This is a genomic window from Desulfosarcina sp. (genome assembly GCF_041551955.1).
Lineage (GTDB): Bacteria > Desulfobacterota > Desulfobacteria > Desulfobacterales > Desulfosarcinaceae > Desulfosarcina.
Genome location: NZ_JBFELV010000001.1, coordinates 26,423 through 46,680, shown reverse-complemented (window position 1 = coordinate 46,680; position 20,258 = coordinate 26,423). Strand labels below are relative to the sequence as shown.

Sequence of the window (20,258 nt, the reverse complement as noted above, 5' to 3'; positions counted from 1 at the left end):
TATCCGTCGTTTGATGAAATGATTATCATGCCGGCCGCCTTGGGGTATTACCCGTCGGCTCCCCGGACGCTAAAGCTCCATAAGTTGTCCGCCGGTGATGTTGATGGCCTGGCCGGTCATGTAGGCGGCGCGGTCCGATGCCAGAAATACCACCAGGTCGGCGACTTCATCCGGACGGCCGATCCGGCCCAAAGGGATGGTCTTGCACATTTCCTTCTCCCTTTCTTCTATAGTCGAACTGAAGAACTGAGCTTCCAAACCGAAGCGCCATTTTTCGAGGTCCGTGGCAATCTGTCCCGGGCAGACGGCGTTGACCCGCACACCGTTGCCGGCCAATTCGGCGGCCATGACCTTGGTGAGCATGATCACGCCGGCCTTGGCCACGGCGTAGGCGCCGTTGAACAGGGCCGGCACCTTGCCCGCCCGCGAAGCGGTGTTGACGATCACGCCCCCACCCAGGATCATCATCGGCAGCAGCGCGCGGCTGACGCGGAAGACGCCATGCAGGTTCACGTCGATGGTCTTCATCCAGGCACTTTCGTCATAGGTATGCACGGCATTGGGTACGCCGAAGGTGGCGCCGGCATTGTTCACCAGAATGTGAACGGCGTCGAACCGCCCGGCGATGGTTTTCACCATGCGGGCGATGCTGTCGGGGCGGGTGACGTCAAGATTGACGGCCATGGTTTCGACCGCATGGTCCTGGGCGATCTCTCGGGCGATATCGGCCATTTCACTTTCATCGCCGGTCCTGACCGCCAATTCCGGGTCCGCATTCAACCCCAGGTCGGCGATGACCACGTTGGCCCCTTCGGCGGCCAGTTTGCGTGCCACGGCATAACCGATACCGGACCGTTTACCGGAACCGGTCACCACCGCGGTTTTCCCGGCGAGCAATTTATCCATGTTTCCTCCTGGTCGTTGGTGTGATGCAAAGATGATAGGAATCAAGACAGCTTATCGAGCACCGTTCGGTATTTGATCACTAATCTGATTACGAGTCATGGTCAACAAAAAAAATAAAGCTTATGACACCCGATCGGATCGATGACCTGCTCACCGGATTGACCGGCTTTTGGGTCAATCCTCATGCAACTGGGGTCAGTCGCTATCGGGGAACCAACATTATGCGCCATGCAGCCTTGCACAGCTGAGATGAGGATGATGATTGCTTGCCAATATTTTTCTTGGCAGGTGACTTGCAGTGAGAACGGCTGGCAAAGGTTGTCAATGTCGAAGCGTGAACCACGAGACATGCACAAAATAAGGTTTATACAGCGTTTTTTCTATATTCTTAATTTATATCTGGCGACAGGGAGGCGATGAGAACGAATGTGTTTGTCGATGCAAAAAGTGAACAAAGCGTACACCAGAGTGAAGAAATTGAAACTGACGGATAGGTTTGACGGTTCACGGACTGATTACCCAAAGGAGACGCAATGACCCCTCACAACATTTCGAGACGAACATTTTTAAAGTACTGCGGCAGTGTGGCAGCGGCGCTGGGCCTTTCCCAGACCATGATCCCGCAGATTGCCCAGGCCCTGACCAGCGACAACCGCCCCCCCGTATTGTGGCTGCACTTCAGCGAATGCACCGGGTGCAGCGAGGCGTTTTTACGCGCTGCCGACCCAGATGTGACGGCCATCCTGCTGGATGTCCTCAACGTCACCTACCATGAGACCATCCAGGTGGCCTGTGGTGAAAAGGCCGAATACAACCGCGACCAGACCGTACTCAACCACGCCGGTGAGTTCATCTGCATCGCCGAGGGCTCCATTCCCACGGCAGACAACGGGGTTTACGGCATGGTCGGCGGGCGGACCATGCTGGACATCGCCCAATCCGTGATTCCGCACGCCAAACACACCATCGCCTTCGGGACCTGCGCCGCTTACGGCGGCCTGGCCGCAGCGGCACCCAATCCCACCGGTGCCAAAGGGGTCAAAGACGCCATCGGTGTGGACACCATCAATATCACCGGCTGCCCCCCGCATCCGATCAACCTGGTGGCCCTGGTTACCAGCTACCTGCTCAACAACCAGATGCCGGCCCTTCGATCGGACGGGCGGCCCACCTTCTGCCACGGCCAGACCATCCACTCCAGCTGCACCGTTCCCCATGGCTGCATGGAAGGGTATAACTGCAAGGGGCCGCGATCGTATAACAACTGCCACAAGACCCTGTACAACCAGGAGTCGTGGTGTGTGCAGGCCGAACACCAGTGCATCGGCTGTGCGGAACCCAATTTCTGGGACGCCCATGCCCCCTTTTACAACCCCATGTGGGCGTCCATGTTCCACACCTACCGCAAAGATGCCGTGGCCCACGAGGAGCAGACCACGGCCTCCTGCAATCGCTGCCACGGCGGCAATATTTTCGAGGACGAGGAATCCCAAAGCGACAATCCGCGGAAGTTCCAACAGGCCATGCATCGGGAACACGATATCAACCTGGACAGCAACCGCAGCTGCGCCAACTGCCACTCAGAGGCTCCCGGGGGGACATATGCCCCGATCGATGATTAACCGGCAGCCCATCCAATGGCCATTTCGATGAACAACATATCAGAACCAATCAATGAGGAGTTCCAGCATGGCAGATCCTAAAATTATCACCAGCGTCAATTCCATTCAGGTTCCCGAGGGCGGGCAGGCGACCTTTAACGTAAGACTATCCTCAAGGCCGAGAAAAAGAAGCCTTGAGGTCAACGTAGAGCAGGTTTCCGGAGATGAAAACATCGAGGTTTCATCCGGCCGAGAGATGACCTTTTCAAGAAGAAATTACAACCAGTGGCAGACCGTCACCCTGGCTGCCTCCGAGGACAGCGACCACGCAAACGGCCAGACCTCGTTCAGACTTTCCGGAGCAGGGGTCACGGCTGCGACGGTATCCGCAACCGAAGTCGACAACGACAGCTCCGTCCCCACTTATCAGATTGTCACCGATCGCAACTCGATATCGGTTGTGGAAGGTGGCACCGCCGTCTTTCGGGTCAAACTCAGCGCCAATCCCGGCCAATCCGTTTCCGTGACCGTCGGCCATGACAGCGGCGATCCCGACCTGTCGGTGGTTTCCGGCCTGACCTACCTGTTCGACGCAACCAATTGGGATGATTTTCAGCCGATCACCGTAGCGGCCGCCGAAGATGGGGACGACACCGGCAGCCAGGCCACCTTCGCCCTGTCTGCTGCCGGAACCCAGACGGTTTACGTCAATGCCAGCGAACAGGACAACGACAACGGCAGCACTCCTCCCGGGCGCGTGGTCATCGACCCCGTCAGCCGGATCGAAGGGCACCTGCGCATCGAGGTGGAAGTCGATAACGGCCGGGTCAGCAAGGCTTGGTCCACCGCTACCCTGTTCCGGGGCGTCGAAACCATTTTGACCGGCCGCGATGCCCTTGACGCCCCCCTGATCACCCAACGCCTGTGTGGTGTGTGCACCTACGTCCACGATCTGGCCTCGGTGCGCGCCATTGAGGATGCGGTGGGGGTTCAGATTACCGACAATGCGCGCATCGTCCGCAACCTGATGCTCGGCGCCCAGTTCCTGCACGACCACATTGTCCATTTTTATCACCTGCACGGACTGGATTGGGTCGACATTACCAGCGCGTTGAGCGCCGATGCCGCGGCCACAGAAAACCTGGCCCGTGCCATCAGTCCGAATGCCGACCCCATCGATTTTGCCGGCGCCCAATCAAGACTGCAGGCGCTGGTCGCTACCGGCAACCTGGGTCCATTTGCCAATGGCTACTGGGGTCACAGCGCCTACGTCATGAGTCCGGAAGAAAACCTGCTGGTCACGGCCCACTACCTGGAGGCCTTGCGGAAACAGGCCACCGCCGCAAAAATGATGGCCATCTTGGGAGGAAAGAACCCCCACCCCCAGTCTACTGTGGTCGGGGGCGTCACCTGCGGCGGTGAATTGTCCGCCGATCGGTTGAACAGCTTTCGCGCCTACCTGGAGGAGACCCGTAAATTCGTCAACACGGTGTATCTCCCCGATCTCAAGGCGGTGGCAGCCAAATACCCCGAATGGGCAACCGTCGGCAGCTTCTCCAACTTCATGGCCTGCGGCGAGTTCCCCGTGGGTCCCAATGTCCCCGCCGACCTATTCATGCCACGGGGGTTGATCATTAACGGCGATATTTACAATGTACAGGCGTTTGATCCGATCCATATCAGCGAACACGTGGCCCGATCCTGGTATGCCGGATCAACGGATTATCACCCGGAGGTGGGGGAAACCGTGCCCAACTATACGGGTATGGACCTTGACAGCCGCTACAGCTGGCTCAAAGCCCCTCGGCAGGATGGTGAGGCCATGGAGGTAGGCCCCCTGGCCCGTGTGCTCGTGGGCTACGGCTTGGGCCAGGCGGAATTTGTCAATCCCGTTCATCAATTCCTGATTGATACAGGCTTGAGCGAGGCGAATCTGCTGTCCACACTGGGTCGAACCGCTGCCCGGGGCCTTGAAACCGCCATCATCGGCGACGCCATGGTGGGCTGGCTGGACAAACTGGAGAACAACCTGTCATTGGGCAACAAACAGATTTACCAGCACTATTCGATGGGAACCAGCTCAGGCACCGGCTTTCTGGAGGCCCCCAGAGGGGCGCTGGGGCACTGGATTAGCATTCAGGGGTCGACCATCGACAACTACCAGATGGTGGTGCCGACCACCTGGAACCTGGGGCCACGCTGTGCCGAGGGGATTCCCGGGCCGTTGGAGCAGGCCCTGGTGGGGACTCCGGTGGCCGACCCGGCCAGCCCCGTCGAGGTGATCCGGGTGATCCACTCCTTTGATCCGTGTATTGCCTGCGGTGTGCATGTGATCGACACCCGTGCGGACAAAACCTACTCGGTGAAAGTCGTTTAAAAAAGTAGAGAAGGGCTCGAGATTATCAAACTGGTGATCTCGAGCCCTCACCCAATGGCCCCTAAGGACATCTTCCACCTGAATCCCCGAATTCAACTCTTTCATTTGCTTTGGATCGGCGACATCCGTTGAAAGTTCCCCAATGCCCTTTGCGGGTCACAACCAAACCTGACAAAAAGAATTGGACGGTTGAAGGCCTGCCGGCTAACGGCTTTTCTGGTAGGTGCCCACCAGTTCCGCCTGCCCAACAATATGACCCTTCATCGCCGATTCGACGGCTGCCTTGGTTGGTTTTTTCAAATCCGGCAGCAGGGTGTCCAGCGCGTAAAGTTTGTGGAAATAGCGATGCCGCCCGATGGGCGGGCATGGACCGCCATATCCGGTGCGCTTCCAGTCGTTCAGGCCCTCTCCGGTGCCCTCCGGCAAATCCGATGCAGCGCAGGCCTCCGGCAGCCCTTCGGCCTCGGGTGGAATGTTGTAGAGCACCCAGTGCACCCAGGTCATGCGCGGTGCATCAGGGTCCGGGGCATCCGGGTCATCCACGATCAGGACTAGACTTTTGGCGTCCCCGGGCACCCCTGTCCACTGCAGCGGTGGAGCGACATCCTCACCCTGGCAGGTGTACGTGGCTGGAATTTCTCCGTCATGGGTAAATGCGCTGGATGAAATGGAAAATGTCATGGTTGCCTCCGCGTGGGGCCGGTCGGCGGCCCAATTGAAGTTGATCAGAATATCGGCTATCACCCGTCGGTTCAACGAGGCAACGCCATGGTTACTGTTTTACCGCCGAAGGCGTGCACCGAATCATGGGCACGAACGGTCACTTCCAAGATCGTTTCGGCAACGGCCACGCCTGAAAGACTGCGCGTAAAGGGCTGTTCGTCGACGTGAGGATGGTAAAGCGTCCGGGTTCCCAGCAGTGTGCCGTCCGGCGCCAGCACCTCCCATCTGTCTGCGTAGTGATCCCACCCCGTATCGTCGTGGCGCACGGTCACATCGAAGTGAAATATTCCGCTGGCTGTTTGTCTCACCTCGACACGGGTCACATCCGCCTCACCGGCAAAAACCATTGCCGGCAGGGCAGCAATTAGTCCAATGGCAACCTTCAATAGACGCATCATGGGCATTCCCCTCCTATTGGCCAAAACGGTTTGATAGAGCAAGGATCGATACAAGCGCAGGCAGTCTGTGGGTTGTACCTAAAAAAAGTAAGCCTTTTTCAACGATATTTCAACAAGGCGCAAACCCCTTGCCGGCTTCCAATGGTTTAGCGGCAGCCAGAGCGATCGTGCGACAGGCCAACGGCTGACATGAACCGGCTCTGGCTGCTTTCTTTTCAGCCAAGAAAAAACATTGAACCGTTCGCCGATTTGGGGGTAAAAGGAACGTTCGATATATTTTCCCCCAATCAACACGATGCGGAAAGCGGCAACCATGATAGAACGCAAACAAGACGGGATTGCTTTTCTGGCCGGTCGCTGGCCACTGGACCCGGATCGGCCGACCCTGTTGTTCATCCACGGCTCAGGGCAGGAGGGCCGTTTCTGGCAGGCCCAGGTCGACGGCCTGATCGGTGTGGCCAACACCATTGCCGTGGATCTGCCCGGACACGGCAACAGCGACGGCGATGGTTTCCGACAGGTTTCTGATTTTACCCGGTCGGTCATGGACTTCATCGGCGCCATCGACGCGCCCGCCCCCATCCCCTGCGGACTGAGCCTGGGCGGGGCCATCGCCATTGACCTGCTGATTCATCATGGCGACCGCCTCAAGGCAGGCATCCTGGCCAATACCGGTGCCCGGCTCAAGGTGCTGCCGGCGATCATCGAGACCATCCAAAACAATTACGACAGCCACCTGACCGGGTTGGTCAAATTTGCGGTGGCCCAGACCAATCAGACCGACGAAGGTATCTGCCGGGGGGTGCTGGCCACCTCGACCGCCGGCCCGACCGTCACGGCCAATGATTTTCGCGCATGCGATGCCTTCGACGCCATGCCCCAGGTGGCCGGCATCAACGCGCCGGTTCTCATTCTCAGTGCCGTTCACGACACACTGACACCGGTCAAGTACGCCGACTGGATGGCGGCCAACATCCGTGGCGCACGACATGTGACCCTCGATGGGGCCGGCCACATGTCTCCCATCGAACGGCCCGAAGCATTCAACCAGGCGATTTGGCGTTTTGTGGAGTCCCTGGACCAGTGAACCGCATCCCCTCACCCAGTCGCCGCGTAGCCGTTTTCGATTTCGACAAAACGCTCATCGACGGCGATGTGGCCTACCTTTTTATGAACACCGCCATCAAGGCCAGCAAGCTCCGGCGAATGGCCGCCGGCATGCTCATGCCGGTGTTGCTGCCGTTTCTGCTGATCCGGTCGGGCCGGGTCGTCGCCGTGAGCGTGATGTTGTGGATCGCCACCTTCCCTCTGCGCGGCAAAACAGCGCGGGCTGTTTTCTGCGCCTTTGCCGCCGGCGTGCGGTCACCCCCCATAAACGTGCGATTCTACGATGAAGGTCTGAAAGCCCTGGCTGCGCACCGCCGGTTGGGCCATCGGTTGCTTGTCATTTCCGGATCTCCGCAGGAACTGGTCATGCAGGTTGCCCAGCCGGTTCTTGAGCGGGATATCGAAATCATCGGCTCGCAGATTGTGCCCTTTATGGGGGGACTCATCTACCGCAGCTATTGCATGGGGCCCGACAAGATCAAGCACGCCAGGAAACGGGGCGTGCTGAACAAAAGTTGGGACTATGGTTATTCGGACAGCGCGTGGGACATCCCCCTCCTGGCCCACTGCCGCCACCGGTTTCTGGTCAATCCCGACAAAAAGACGATCGAGCGGACAACCGCGGCGCTCGGCGGCCGCGTCACGATATTGAACTGGACGGATACAATCAATAACCCCTAAGGAAAAGAAATGATGCAGATCTACGACTATCTCGACACCCACGGCATCGACTATGAACGCCACGAGCATCCGCCGGTCTTCACCTGTGAAGACGTGAATCGTCTGGTTCCGGCACTGCCCGGCCAGAAGACCAAAAACCTGTTCATCTGCGACAACAAGGGCAAACAGCACTTTCTCGTGACCGTTCCCGATGAGAAGTCGGTGGACCTGAAGTCGTTCGGCGAGGCCCTGACGGTAAAAAAGCTCAGATTCGCTTCGGCGGACCGCCTGAAAAAGCATCTGGACCTCGAACCCGGAGCGGTGACCATCCTCGGTGTAATGAACGACGACGCCCAACAGGTCCGGGTGGTCGTTGACAAAGCCATCTGGGAGGCTGACGCCCTCCAGTGCCACCCGCTGGTCAACACCGCCACCCTGGTCATCTCCCTGGACAATGTCCGCAGGTTTCTCAAGGCCACCGGGCATGAGGCCAAGGTGATGGATGTGCCGGCCCGGGATTGAAACACACGGATTCGCAAGAAGGCCGATATCTGCGTTTCGCTTCATCCCCCGTCACTGCGGCGTACCGTCAGTACGCCTCATTCCTCGCGATTCGCAAGCCTTGATCTCGGCCTTCTTGCGAATCCGTCGGAAATGAATCGTCTACGCGTTCATTTGAACTAGATCACTCACACAGGAAATCCATTTAATGATCGACAACCCGAACAACATCCCATACCCAAAGCTGGCGCCTAATACCGTGGCACTGGTCGGCATCCCCTTTGACGAGTACTCCAGTTTTATGCGCGGGCCGGCCAAAGCCCCGTCGGCCATCCGGCAGACCCTGCACAACGGTGCATCCAACCTGTTTGCCGAGAACGGGGTCAATCTGGACACGCATCCCCTGTTTCGTGACCTGGGGGACCTGACGCTCCCCGGTGGCGAGGAGGCGATGTTCGCCATCGAAACCGCTGTCGAGCGGCTGACTGAACAAAAAGTCCGTATCCTGTCACTGGGCGGGGATCACGCCATCACCTTTCCTGTGGTAAATGCATTGACCAGAACCTATGAGAACCTGACCATCCTGCACTTGGACGCCCACCCGGATCTGTATGACAGCTACGATGGCAGCCGTTTTTCCCACGCCTGTCCCTTCGCGCGCATCATGGAGAGCGGACGCGTCAAACGCCTCATCCAGGTGGGCGTCCGCGGCATGAACGACGAGCAGCGCCGGCAGGTGGAAAAATTCGGCGTCACCTGCATCGAGATGAAAGATTACCGATCCAAGAATCCTATCGCGCTGGAAGGGCCGCTCTACCTCTCGGTGGACATGGATGTCCTGGACCCCGCCTATGCCCCGGGCGTATCCCATCATGAACCCGGCGGCATGTCCACACGCAAGGTCCTCCGGTTGATTCAATCCATAGGGTGCCGCATCGTGGGGGCAGATATCGTGGAAGTCAATCCGGATCGGGACGTCAACGGCATGACAGCAGCGGTAGCTGCCAAATTTGTCAAGGAGATCGCAGGCGTGATGATTCGTCAAGTCAAGTAGCAGGTACCTGACCACCAATTTTTTTGTGGCCGCCCAATCAAGTCCGTCGGTCTTCTGTCCTCATATCCCCTTATCCAGCAGCCGCTTGTCGTGTTTCAGGCGTTCCTGGATTCCCCTGCCCACTTCCCAGGTGCGGGAGAAATCGGACCAGAATTTTTGGTCTTTCGCCTTCCAGTCGGGTCCGAAGCGCTCGTCGAAGTAGCCCCCCAACCGGTCGAAAAGCAGCTTCCAGGGTGGTTTACCCGCGGCTTGCGCGGCCAGCAGCTCCTCGAGCAACTCATCCAGTTCGGCCAGGGTCTCCTTGGGCAGATAAGAGATCGCCCCCTTGCGGATAGACGACATCAGCGTATCCGGGTTGACGGCATGGGCAGTGAGCATCACCGTGGGGATCCCCTTGGCCACCGCTTCTTCGAGCAGGACCAGGCCGTTAACCCCCATGATATCTAAAATAGCCAGGTCGTAGCGACCGGTTCGAATTTTTTCCGATGCGCTGGCATAGTCCCGGGCAAGCTCCACGTCAGCCATGTCCAGAATGTCCTCGATGGTCTCTAGAATATCCGCTTCATCATCCACCGCCAGAATGCGCTTGCCATCCAGGTAGGCTTTTTGGTTTGCCATGGGCTCTTTTCCTTTCCAAATCGGTAAATCAGTTTATACGTCATCAGTGTGGATGAAAACAATAGTGATCAACAATTTATGGAAGCGTCAAAGGCAGCACCAGGCGAAAGGCCGCCCCCTCCCCGAGATTGTTTTTCACGGTGATGTCCCCGCCCAGGTGACGGGCGAGAATTCGTGCGCCTGCCAAGCCTAAACCATGACCGGTCCGGGATAAAAGCACACACGCCTTGAGCCGCGTGTATCGTTCGAAAATCAACTCCCGGTTCTCCTTTTCCACCCCCGGCCCGTCGTCAACCACCTCGACAATCAGCTGGTCCTCCAGCACGTCCATGCCGATGTCTAACCGCCGGCGCCGGTGCTGCAGGGCATTTTTAATCAGATTGCCCACAATCTGCCGGAATTTGGCCTCATCCTGGCACAGTTGCGCATCACGGACAACTTCGGAGCAGGTCAGATGGATGCCGAGCTTCCGCAATACGGCGTCCCGGTCCGGCCCCTGCCCAGCCTCTGAAACCGTCTCCCATGGAATCGCGTCCATTGCCTCCAAGGCTTCCATCAGCACCTCGTCGACGATCGAAGCCGGATCGAACACGCAGGACTGAAAGCATCCGGCATCGGACCGGCCGACCTCCAACATGTCGGCAAGGAGGCTCCGCGCCTTTTTTGAATTGCGCAGCGCCCGGTTCAGCGCCTTTTCCTGCCGATCCGTCAAGGGGCCGAATTTGTCGGGCTTTTCCAAAAGCATGCGAACAGCGGTCTCGATAACCGATATGGGATCCTTGAGTTCATGGATCAGAAACTCCACATTGATGTCGCGAAAAAAACCCCCGCCGGTGAGTGGCGCCATAGGGTTGTCTGTTTCGATTGATTCCTCAGTCATAATTCACGCTTGGCCATGATTGCAGGGTTATCTCCAATATTTATCGGTCGGCCTCTTCCAGGCGGCACGCCAGATCCAACTGGCTTGACGGCAAAAACCGGATCTGCATAGTGGTGCCCCCCGAGGCGTTACAATCAGACGGGCTGCTGCAATGATCGCAGCGATCGATGGCGCCCGGGCAAATGTCACTATCAGTTGGGATGTAGCCGCACCGATGGGATATCATTTTGGTATCGAAGTGGTATCGCTCGGAGAAAATGGTGATTCGCAGCAGGTCAAACCCCTTTCCACCGGCATTGAAGTCATAGGGGGCCTTGGATGCATAATTCGTGGTGTCCCCGGTGGCAAAATAGTGATTGAAGATCAGCTGCTGCTTTTCCGCCGTCACCCCCACACCGGTATCTTTGACTTCGAAAACAGGCCCTTTTTCCCCGTTGCGCACCACCACTGACACCCGCCCTTGGTCCGGCGTGTTCTCGATGGCATTTTTGACCAGCCCTTCCACAATCTTTTCCATCACCTCAACGGGAACCAACACCGGTGCCACCGGTTCAAGCCGGGTTTCCAATCGAATATCACGGTGGGCAAAACGGGGTTTCAATACATCCAGGTGGTTTTTCACCAGCTGGTCCAGGGCGATATCCGTACAAGGAATCTCTTCGTTGCCGAACTCGCGATCGATGGCCTGCTGGATCACTTCCGGCGCCCGGGTACTGCCCGGCTGCGCTTCGGCCAGGGTGACCAGCATGTCGCGACAGGCCTCCAGCAAAAAGGAAAGCATTCCATGGGCCCGATAGTCATGTTCCCGGAGCATGTCGCCGATCTCGTACTGCATGTCCAGCAGCCGCTGGAGATTTCTGCGCGCCCGCGCCAGGACCCTGTCCAGAGCCTTGTCCTGCCTCTCGTCAAGCCGCTTTTCCAGCAGTCCCAGTGAAGCGGAAAGCACCGACAGCGGCGTCTTCAGTTCGTGGGATAGATGGTGGATCACCTGCTCCTTGGCCCGGTTCAGCCCGCGCACATTTTCGTAGGCCCGCTGAAGGGCTTCGTTGATGCGGGCATTTTCAATCGGCAGGGCCACCAGGTTGGCCACAGCCCCCAGAAGCTCCACGTCGCCGGTATCGAAGGCACCCTGTGTCTTGTTTACCGCACACAGCAAGCCGATCATCCGCTCCTGAATGCGAAGAGGCACGTCCAGCATGCTTTTCGTGTGAAACTGGACCTGTTTGTCTACCTGGTCGTAAAAATACGGGCTTTTGGCCGTATCGTTAACGATCAGGGGCTCGCCGGTCCGGTAGACCTGTCCGGCCACCCCCTTGTCCATGGGAAACCGGATCTCCTTCATCCGGCTGCCGGTCTTGTCATCCTCGTATGCCGCAACGGGAATGTAAAACTCCTTTTTCTCTTCGTCGATCAGCATGACCATGGCCCCGGCAACTCCGATCAGTTCCTGGACCTGGCGGGTGATATACTCCAGCATGCGATCCAGCCGGGGAAAGCGGTAAAGGGCGCGGGCAATACGAAACAAGGCCTGGTTGATCTGCTCAGCCCGCTTCCGGGCGGTCACATCGCGCAGGGTGATGACCTGGCCGGCAGGGTTTTCCTGGGCGTCGTAGAAGATGGCCCCGTCCACGACGATGTCCAGAATACGGCCGTCCTTGGTCAACCGGCGGGTTTCGAAGCCGTGGAGCGCTTTTTCCCGGAACAGTTTTTTAACCCCTGCCCGGGTGCGGTCCTTTTCACCGTCGGGAACAAAGGGGATGCGCTTGCCTTCGAGCTCCGTCAATGTCCAGCCGAAGACCTTTTCGAATGCGGGATTGAGGTAGGACACCGTGCTGTCCATGTTGAAAACGAAAACCGGATCGGGCAGAAACTCCAGAAATGCCCGGTACCGCCGTTCAGCCCGGGAGCTGGCCTGGAGCAGCTCCTGGGCGCGCCGCTGTGAGGCTTCCAGTTCCTGTTGGTCGGCGATTTTCTGGGTAACATCCCTGGCCACGCCCTGGAAACCCGTCCTTTTGCCGGACCGATCCACGATGAGGCTGACCGATATTTCTAAAATCCGCTCCTGGCCGTCTTTGCGGACGATCGTCCAGATGATTTCAGACGGAATCTCACCAGATTCATAGAGCCGGTTGAATAGGGTATAGGCATACAGCGCATTTTCCGCATCCATGAATTCGCTGAAGTTGCGTCCCTGGATCTCCGTCGCCGTATAGCCGAAGATTCGGCACAGGGCATTGTTGAAAAAGCGAAAATTGCCCTTCAGGTCCGTTTCATAAAACCCGTCCGCCACATCTTCCAGAAAAACCCGGAATCGGTCTCTGAAGATGTCATCGGCATTGTCCAGGCGGTCGGAGGTCGGAGGAACGTCGGCCATGGGTCTAAAACAATCCCTTAATCCGTGTTTTCCAGGATACCGAACTGTTTGGCGTCCAGCAGGTGCACGCCATGTTCCTGCATGACGGCAATGGCCTTGTCATTATCTGAAAACCGGAAGATCATGACCGCCCGTTCCTGGTTCTGCCGCAAAAAAGCATACATGAACACGACCTGAATGTCGGCATCCAGAATCGGTTTTAGCAAACTGGCCAGTTGACCCGGCTGGTCCTCTATCTCAGCGGCAATCACCTCGTTGACCATGGCGGGGATATGCATCTCCATGAGCAGCTGACGCGCTTTGGCCACATCGGAAACCAGCAGTCTCAGTTGGCCGAAGGCACCGGTGTCCACCAGGTTCAAGGCTCGAAGATTTATCCCCGCGTTTCCCAGCGCATGGGTGACTTCGAAAAGACGACCCGGTGAATTTTCGATGGACACCACAATCTGTTTGAGTTTTAGCATGAACGCCTCCTTGGGGTATGGTTGTCAGCGTCAACGGCTGTCGGGGAATAAGGCAGCCGATTGACACCAAGTCATAAATATTGCTATTTTTATCAAGGTATTATTATGAACCAGCTTTTATTCTGTCAAGATCTATCAAAAAAGGTGACGCCATGAAAATCACGCGCATGTTGATCATCTGCGGCCTGGTCTGGCTTGTGCCCGCCCCGTCGGGAGCACTGACCGTGGAAGAGATTCTGCTGCTCAAACGAAATGGTGTTTCAGAAGAAACCATCCAGATGATGCTCCAAAACGAGATCCATGTCCACTCTCTGCAAACCGGTGCTGCGGGCCCAGCCATGGACATTCAAACCATTACCAGGCCGGATGGCAGACCGGCTATTGTATATTCCACCGGCAGCGGTGATCATGACGCTCGCGAGGCAGAAGAGCGCCTGAAGGAGCAGCGGGCTTGGAAAATGCTGCGTCACATCATCGTGGACACGCGGCCGACAGATGACTGAGGTCGGATGTCAGCGGTCGGACATCGGCCCTCAGTCTTCCGTCTTCCGGCCTCCGTCTTCCGAGATCCGAGCGACCATTCGTTTGAGTCGCCGTTCAAACCCGGCCAGTTCATCGGCCAACCGGTCGCTCAGGTCTCGGGCGGTTTCAAACTGCCCCTGATCAGCCTCCAGCTCCAGTTGTCGGGCCGCATCCACCGCACCATCGATTTGAAAATTACCGGCCAGTCCCTTCAGGGCGTGGGCCGTCCGGCTCAACAACACGCCATCTTCCTCGGCGATGGCTTTTTTCAGGGTCTCCAACATCGGCGGATAGTCGGTGATGAACATATCGGCGACATCTGTGAAAAAGGTGGCGTCATTGTTAAATGCCTCAAGGAGCGCGGCCCGTTCGCCGGCATCACCCTCTGATTCAGATGGTTCGCCCGCCGAGTTTGATTCCGATTCACGCGCTGGAATCGGCACCACCCGGTAGATGGCCTCCAGAAGCGTGGCAGACGAAATGGGCTTGGACACATAGTCGTCCATTCCGGCTTCAATGCATCGCTCCCGGTCTCCGCGCATGGCGTGAGCCGTCATGGCGATGATGGGTACGTGGCGGTTGGTTTGCTTTTCCTGTTCGCGGATCCTGGTCGTCGCGGTGAGGCCGTCCATCTCAGGCATCTGAACGTCCATCAGCACCAGATCGAAACCCTGCTCGGCCAGTGCTTCGATAGCCAACCGGCCATTGTCGACGATGGTTGCCCGGCATTGCCAGCTGTCCAGCAGTCGCCGAATATACTTCTGGTTGAAGGGTGTGTCTTCGGCAACGAGAATATGGAGCGGTGGCAGTGAGGCGCCCCGGCCGGAACCGCTTCTTTCCAACGGTTTTTCAACCGGATCCTTCTCCATGGAAAGGGTCTTGACGATGGCATCCAGCAAATCCGAAGGACGGATGGGCTTGGTCACCGATGCGCCCATATCCGCGTCATCGAACCCGGCCGGCCCTTTGTCGCTGGTGGTGGTGAGCATCATAATGATTCGTGTGGCCAGCCCGGTTGCCCCCTTGAGCCGCTGGACCAATGACCGGGCACCCGACTGTGGCAGACCGGAATCGATCAGGGCCAGATCGAAAGCGGCACCGTCTTTTTTGAGCAGCGCGGCTCCCGCCGCTGCCGAACCTGCGGGTTTCGGAAACATTTTCCAACTGGACAGCATCTCACACAATATTTTCAGGTTGGTGGCATTGTCGTCAACCACCAGTATTCGCAGGCCGCTCAGATCGGCCTGATTCGACGCCTCGACGCCGGCCGTTTCCTTGGCATCCACATCGAAGGCGACAGTGAAATGAAAAATACTGCCTTTTCCCAGCACGCTCTTGACGCCGATCTGCCCTCCCATCAGATTGACCAGTTGCGCGGATACAGCCAGCCCCAGTCCGGTGCCGCCGTATTTCCGAGTGGTGCTGCCATCTGCTTGTTGGAATGCCTGGAAAATAATGACCTGCTTGCCGGCGGCAATTCCCACGCCCGTGTCCTGAACGGCCACGTGAAGCATCAGCCGGTTGCCTTCCCGGGACCGGCATCGGGCAAAAACGATAATTTCACCCGAATCGGTGAACTTGAGGGCATTGCCGATAAGGTTGAGGAGCACCTGACGAAACCGGTGGGGGTCTCCCACCAGCCGATCCGGCACGTCGGGCGCCACCCGGTAGGCCAACTCCAGATTTTTCTCATGGGCCTTGACGGCCAGAATCTTGAGCGCCTCTCCCAAAAAGTCCCTCAGGTTGAACGGGGACCGTTCCAGTTCCAGCTTTCCCGCTTCTATTTTTGAGAAATCGAGGATGTCGTTGATGACCGACAGCAGGGCATAGGCGGCGGATTGAACCACCTTGATGTCCTCTCGCTGCTCGCGGGTCAGGGGCGATTCCAGCAGGAGTTCCACCAACCCGATAATGGCATTTAGCGGCGTCCGGATCTCATGGCTCATATTGGCGAGAAATTCGCTTTTGGAGCGGCTGGCGGTCTCGGCAGCCATCTTTTCCTGTTTCAGTGCGTCGGCCTGCCGCCGGCGGGTGACGTCCCGAAGAATTCCCCGGTAGCCTGCGGTCTCCCCGTTAGCACCGGTAATGGGGGACAAGGAGGTTTCCACCCAGCGCCTGGCACCGTCCTTGCGCACGATGACAAACCCCAGGTCTTTAATCGCCTGATGGGTCCGGTTCACCTTGTCAAAGGCCCCCATCACCTTTTCGGTTTCGGCCGGGGTCAGGAGCCGTCGATAATCCAACTGCTGCAGCTGTTCCGCCGCGTATCCGGTAATCTTGCGGAAAGAATCATTGAAGATTGCAAACTGGCCGTTGCGATCCATTTCGAAATAGCCGTCTTCAATGTTTTCGATGATGGTACGGTGCTTCTCCTCACTGCCGGCCAACGCCTCATAGGCCTTCTGGCGCTGGCGGATGGTGTAACCCACGTGGGAACCGAAAATCATGAAAAAACACAGCACCAGCAGCCGACTCAACACCTCGTTAATTCCAGGATTGAGAAATTGGTCGATGAAGGCGCCGGTTTCGGCGGTCAAGGTGAAAATAAGGGAAGCGAAAACCCAGTAGACAAAGGCCACGCCAAGCCCCAAAAGGAGCACGCTGTCCGACAGCTGCAACGCAAGGGTTCTTTTCTTTGGATTGAGAAATGCCCGTTTCCGTTCACGGGACCTGTTGACCGTAAGAATCTCAGCCATTCGCGCGTCGTCGGCGACCCCCGCTGCCAACCCGGGGGTTACCCACCCTATTTGTAATTGGCGGTTAATCTGTCAGGCAAGGATTTGCTTGATCTTCAGGGCCAGTTGATTCAGGTTGTATGGTTTTTGGATGAAGCCATCACACCCTCGCTTGAGAATGGATTCTGCCTGCCCCTCGATGCTGTACCCGGAGGAAAGAATTACGCGGACGTCCGGCCGTATGACTTTGATGCGGTCATAGACAATCTCCCCGCTCAGATCCGGCATAATCAGATCCAGGATCAACAGGTTAATACGATCCTTGTTCTCTTCGAATATGCGAAGGGCTTCTTTTCCACCATTGGCGAGCAGCACTTCGTATCCGAGTTCATTGAGCATGGCCTTGTCTGCATTGAGGATATATTCCTCATCGTCCACCACGAGGATGGTCCCCGACCCTTTCTCTAGCGGTTTACCGGAAGCGATGACCCGCGGCTTGTCCTTTTCCTTGGGCCGCTGAAGAATCCTTGCCGCAGGGATATAGATCGAGAACGTGGTTCCTTTGCCGACCTGGCTGTCCACCGTGATAATACCCTTGTGCTTTTTGATGATTCCGAATACGGAGGCCAGGCCTAAGCCGGTGCCCTCGCCCATCGGTCGAGTGGTATAGAAGGGCTCGAATATCCGCTGAATATTCTTTTCATCCATCCCCGCTCCGGTATCGGTCACGCTTATTTTCAGGTAGCTTCCCGGAGTCAGGTTGTAGGGTTTGACAAAGGAATCATCCAGGACGATATTGGCCGTAGAAACCGATAACGTGCCCCCTCCGGACATGGCATGCCAGGCGTTGACATAAAGATCCATCAATGCCAACTCGATCTGGGCGGCATCCGCTTCCGCCATAACCAGATCCTCTTCCAGGTGCTGCTCGACATGAATTTCTTTTCTGGTCCGGGCAAACATACTGGAAGACTTTTCAACGATGTCGTTGACATCCTCCAAATCCAAAGAATAGCGTCCGCCTTTGGCAAAGCTCAGCAGCTGACGGGTCAGTTTGGCACCGCTGTCGATACACCGTTCGATCCCCGCCAGTTCATCGTACCCGGGATCACCCATCTTTTTATCCTGAATCAAAATGGAGACATTACCCTGGATTCCCATCAGCAGATTGTTGAAGTTATGGGCAATCCCTCCTGCCAGATTGCCGATAGCGTCCATACGCCGGACATGCTGCAGCTGGTACTCCAGGTCCCGTTGGTCGGTGACATCGGTAATCAACAAGATTGTCGTGTCCGCTTCCCCCTTCACCGGAAAGCTGCGAATGACAATCTCGCGCCCGTTGAGTTCCAAGGGTCGGGTCAACCCTACCACCGGCATTTTCTCAGTGCCTCGATTCATCAGCACATCGATGCGGCTCTTGGACGCGTCGTCAAACAGGTCCTGGGGCTTGGCGGACAGCAGGTTTTCTTGAGGGACGGCAAAAAGCTTCACGGCGGCGGAGTTGGCGTAAACCACGCGTCCGGTATACACTTCGACGATTCCCTCGTTCATGCTCTCCAATATGGTTTCCAGGTGGCGGTTGCGCCCCAGCAGTTCCTTGGTCATGCGTCGAGCATATACCGGAATGCCGTTGACCGAGGCTATTCCCAGAATTTCGTGTTCTGAAATGACCTTTGACGGATCATTGGAGTCCTTAATGGCCGCCAGCACATGCTTGCCCATCTGGCCGAAGGGTCCCTTGGCGATGCAGGCATTCACGCCGATTTTCCTGAAATCCAGGTCCATTTCGGCTACGGCGGCGGAGATGATCACCAGGTAGCAATCTTTCATATGTTCCATGGTTCTGATGATCTGGCACAACTTGTCTCCGCCGATCTTTGGGATAATCAAGTCCACGAAAACGATATCCGGTTCAAAGGTGGTCAGCAGGCTCAATGCGCTCAGACCGTCTTCACAGGTCTTGACTTCATGGCCTTCACCATCCAGCAGATTAGACAGAAATTTTAAAATCATTCGGTTGTCGTCGACCACCAGTATTTTCTTTTTCATGAATGGTAATCCTCTATGTGTTCCGCAAGAAGTGGCATCGGCAACTCAACTAACGGCAACGGACCGGAACCGTCTGATGGATAATATTCTTTCAGGTCAACCGATTATGCACAGGCAGCCGGTGACGGTCAAGCAAATTATCGCCGTCCTCAAACGGATGCCTGCACCGATTTTTAATTGACAGTTTTTCTCTGTCCTTCTAAACATAAGGTTCATATTCCGAAAACGGAAACCCAGTACAGGCGTTTTCATCTCGCCCCTCGGGTTGATGATTGAAGACCCGACCCGTAGACGTGCAATCGATGGGTTTGCACAAAGAGAATCAAGCCATGCGATACAGCGACACCATTGATGATTCGCGGCAGTATCTGCGCCTAACCCTGGAGCTGATCGGCAAACATGGCCTTCCCACCGACCCGTTGAACTACTGCATCTGGTATGAGTATGCATCCGGGAAAAACGAAGCGCTGAATGCGGCCATAGATAAACATCTGGAAAGCAACGGGGGCTTCTCCGAAGCAATCAGTCGGCAGCTGTTCAACCAGCACATCGCCAACGGTAAGGAAACCGTAACGACCCTGGTTCAAGAAGAATTGAAAAGAGTCTTTTCCGAAATCATCATCGCGATCAAGACCACGAACCACCATTTCTCAGCGTCCGGAAACCATTTAGAGATCATCCATGAATCGCTGGCGCCCAGCCTGTCAGCGGCGGGTGTGGACAGGATTGTCGGTCAAATCAAGCGTGAAATTAAAACGCTGGAGTCCTCCAGCACATCCTTCCAGGAGCAGCTCCAGCAGGCGACCCATGAAATCGATGAACTGAAAAAAAAGATGGTGCGTTATCGCAATGAGGCGATCAAGGACCCGTTGACCCGAATTGACAATCGCCGGGGATTTGAAAAAAAACTGCGAGATGCCATCAATAACGCCAGTATTTCCGATATGTCGCTCTGCCTGATCATTGCCGATATCGATCACTTTAAAAAAATCAACGACGCGCACGGCCACCTGGTCGGTGACAAGGTCCTACGAATGGTCGCTGCCACCATCAAAGACTCCATCAAGGGCAAGGACCAAGCCGCCCGAATCGGTGGTGAAGAGTTTGCCATCCTGCTGCCGGACACGCCCTTTGACGGCGCGATGACATTGGCTGACAATATCCGCATCACCTTTGAGCGGCTGGACTTGAAGAAGAGGAACACCGGTGAGATCCTGGGAACGCTCACGCTTTCCTTTGGCGTGGCTAAATATAAGAAAGATGAAGCCGCCGAAGATTTCGTCCGCCGGGCCGATCAGGCTCTGTACCGGTCTAAACACGCAGGCAGAAACAAGGTAACCGGACTTTAG

Annotated in this window: 17 protein-coding genes; 8 read left to right on the top strand and 9 right to left on the bottom strand. The window is 56.7% G+C overall.

All coding sequences use genetic code 11. From position 1 onward, the window contains the following. Window positions 1–69: 69 nt before the first annotated feature. Window positions 70–906: an SDR family NAD(P)-dependent oxidoreductase gene (locus ABYV26_RS00285; protein WP_372677034.1), complete on the bottom strand. Its 837-nt coding sequence runs from the start codon at window positions 904–906 to the stop codon at window positions 70–72. Window positions 907–1,439: 533 nt separating this feature from the next. Between ABYV26_RS00285 and ABYV26_RS00280 the strand changes: the two genes are divergently transcribed. Next, window positions 1,440–2,528 carry a hydrogenase small subunit gene (locus ABYV26_RS00280; protein WP_372677032.1) on the top strand — a complete coding sequence of 363 codons (1,089 nt, stop codon included), beginning with the start codon at window positions 1,440–1,442 and terminating at the stop codon, window positions 2,526–2,528. Between the two features lie 67 nt (window positions 2,529–2,595). Beyond that, a complete protein-coding gene (locus ABYV26_RS00275; protein ID WP_372677030.1) occupies window positions 2,596–4,884 on the top strand; it encodes a nickel-dependent hydrogenase large subunit in 2,289 nt (762 codons plus the stop codon). Window positions 4,885–5,088: 204 nt separating this feature from the next. Here ABYV26_RS00275 and ABYV26_RS00270 read toward each other — a convergent pair whose 3' ends face one another. After that, entirely contained in the window at window positions 5,089–5,565 is a 477-nt protein-coding gene (locus ABYV26_RS00270; protein ID WP_372677028.1) for a YbhB/YbcL family Raf kinase inhibitor-like protein, read from the bottom strand. A 71-nt stretch (window positions 5,566–5,636) separates the two neighbouring features. Then, window positions 5,637–6,005, bottom strand: coding sequence for a hypothetical protein (locus ABYV26_RS00265; RefSeq protein WP_372677026.1), 369 nt, complete (start codon window positions 6,003–6,005; stop codon window positions 5,637–5,639). A 313-nt stretch (window positions 6,006–6,318) separates the two neighbouring features. Between ABYV26_RS00265 and ABYV26_RS00260 the strand changes: the two genes are divergently transcribed. The 4 genes from ABYV26_RS00260 (at window position 6,319) to speB (ending at window position 9,327) form a co-directional block, all read left to right on the top strand. Beyond that, window positions 6,319–7,092, top strand: coding sequence for an alpha/beta fold hydrolase (locus tag ABYV26_RS00260; protein WP_372677024.1), 774 nt, complete (start codon window positions 6,319–6,321; stop codon window positions 7,090–7,092). Then, window positions 7,089–7,793: a haloacid dehalogenase-like hydrolase gene (locus ABYV26_RS00255; protein ID WP_372677022.1), complete on the top strand. Its 705-nt coding sequence runs from the start codon at window positions 7,089–7,091 to the stop codon at window positions 7,791–7,793. The genes ABYV26_RS00260 and ABYV26_RS00255 overlap by 4 nt, the downstream gene beginning before the upstream one ends. A gap of 9 nt (window positions 7,794–7,802) precedes the next feature. Beyond that, window positions 7,803–8,294 carry a prolyl-tRNA synthetase associated domain-containing protein gene (locus ABYV26_RS00250; RefSeq protein WP_372677020.1) on the top strand — a complete coding sequence of 164 codons (492 nt, stop codon included), beginning with the start codon at window positions 7,803–7,805 and terminating at the stop codon, window positions 8,292–8,294. 187 nt (window positions 8,295–8,481) lie between these two features. Next, a complete protein-coding gene (speB, locus tag ABYV26_RS00245; RefSeq protein ID WP_372677018.1) occupies window positions 8,482–9,327 on the top strand; it encodes an agmatinase in 846 nt (281 codons plus the stop codon). Window positions 9,328–9,387: 60 nt separating this feature from the next. On the opposite strand, the gene ABYV26_RS00240 is transcribed toward speB, so the two are convergent. From ABYV26_RS00240 to ABYV26_RS00225, 4 genes are all read right to left on the bottom strand, one after another. Next, window positions 9,388–9,945: a response regulator gene (locus ABYV26_RS00240; RefSeq protein ID WP_372677016.1), complete on the bottom strand. Its 558-nt coding sequence runs from the start codon at window positions 9,943–9,945 to the stop codon at window positions 9,388–9,390. Between the two features lie 76 nt (window positions 9,946–10,021). Beyond that, entirely contained in the window at window positions 10,022–10,825 is an 804-nt protein-coding gene (locus tag ABYV26_RS00235; protein ID WP_372677015.1) for a sensor histidine kinase, read from the bottom strand. Between the two features lie 40 nt (window positions 10,826–10,865). Further along, window positions 10,866–13,199 (bottom strand): PAS domain S-box protein, encoded by a 2,334-nt coding sequence (locus ABYV26_RS00230; protein WP_372677013.1) that lies wholly within the window; start codon window positions 13,197–13,199, stop codon window positions 10,866–10,868. Window positions 13,200–13,216: 17 nt separating this feature from the next. Further along, window positions 13,217–13,663 carry an amino acid-binding protein gene (locus ABYV26_RS00225; protein ID WP_372677011.1) on the bottom strand — a complete coding sequence of 149 codons (447 nt, stop codon included), beginning with the start codon at window positions 13,661–13,663 and terminating at the stop codon, window positions 13,217–13,219. A 152-nt stretch (window positions 13,664–13,815) separates the two neighbouring features. Between ABYV26_RS00225 and ABYV26_RS00220 the strand changes: the two genes are divergently transcribed. Further along, entirely contained in the window at window positions 13,816–14,166 is a 351-nt protein-coding gene (locus tag ABYV26_RS00220) for a hypothetical protein (protein ID WP_372677009.1), read from the top strand. Window positions 14,167–14,196: 30 nt separating this feature from the next. Here ABYV26_RS00220 and ABYV26_RS00215 read toward each other — a convergent pair whose 3' ends face one another. Together ABYV26_RS00215 and ABYV26_RS00210 are read right to left on the bottom strand one after the other, a co-directional pair. Beyond that, complete coding sequence (locus tag ABYV26_RS00215) at window positions 14,197–16,881, bottom strand: response regulator (RefSeq protein ID WP_372677007.1); 2,685 nt, start codon at window positions 16,879–16,881, stop codon at window positions 14,197–14,199. Between the two features lie 72 nt (window positions 16,882–16,953). Beyond that, a complete protein-coding gene (locus tag ABYV26_RS00210; protein WP_372677005.1) occupies window positions 16,954–18,909 on the bottom strand; it encodes a response regulator in 1,956 nt (651 codons plus the stop codon). A gap of 302 nt (window positions 18,910–19,211) precedes the next feature. On the opposite strand from ABYV26_RS00210, the gene ABYV26_RS00205 reads away from it, so the two are divergent. Beyond that, a complete protein-coding gene (locus ABYV26_RS00205; protein ID WP_372677003.1) occupies window positions 19,212–20,258 on the top strand; it encodes a GGDEF domain-containing protein in 1,047 nt (348 codons plus the stop codon).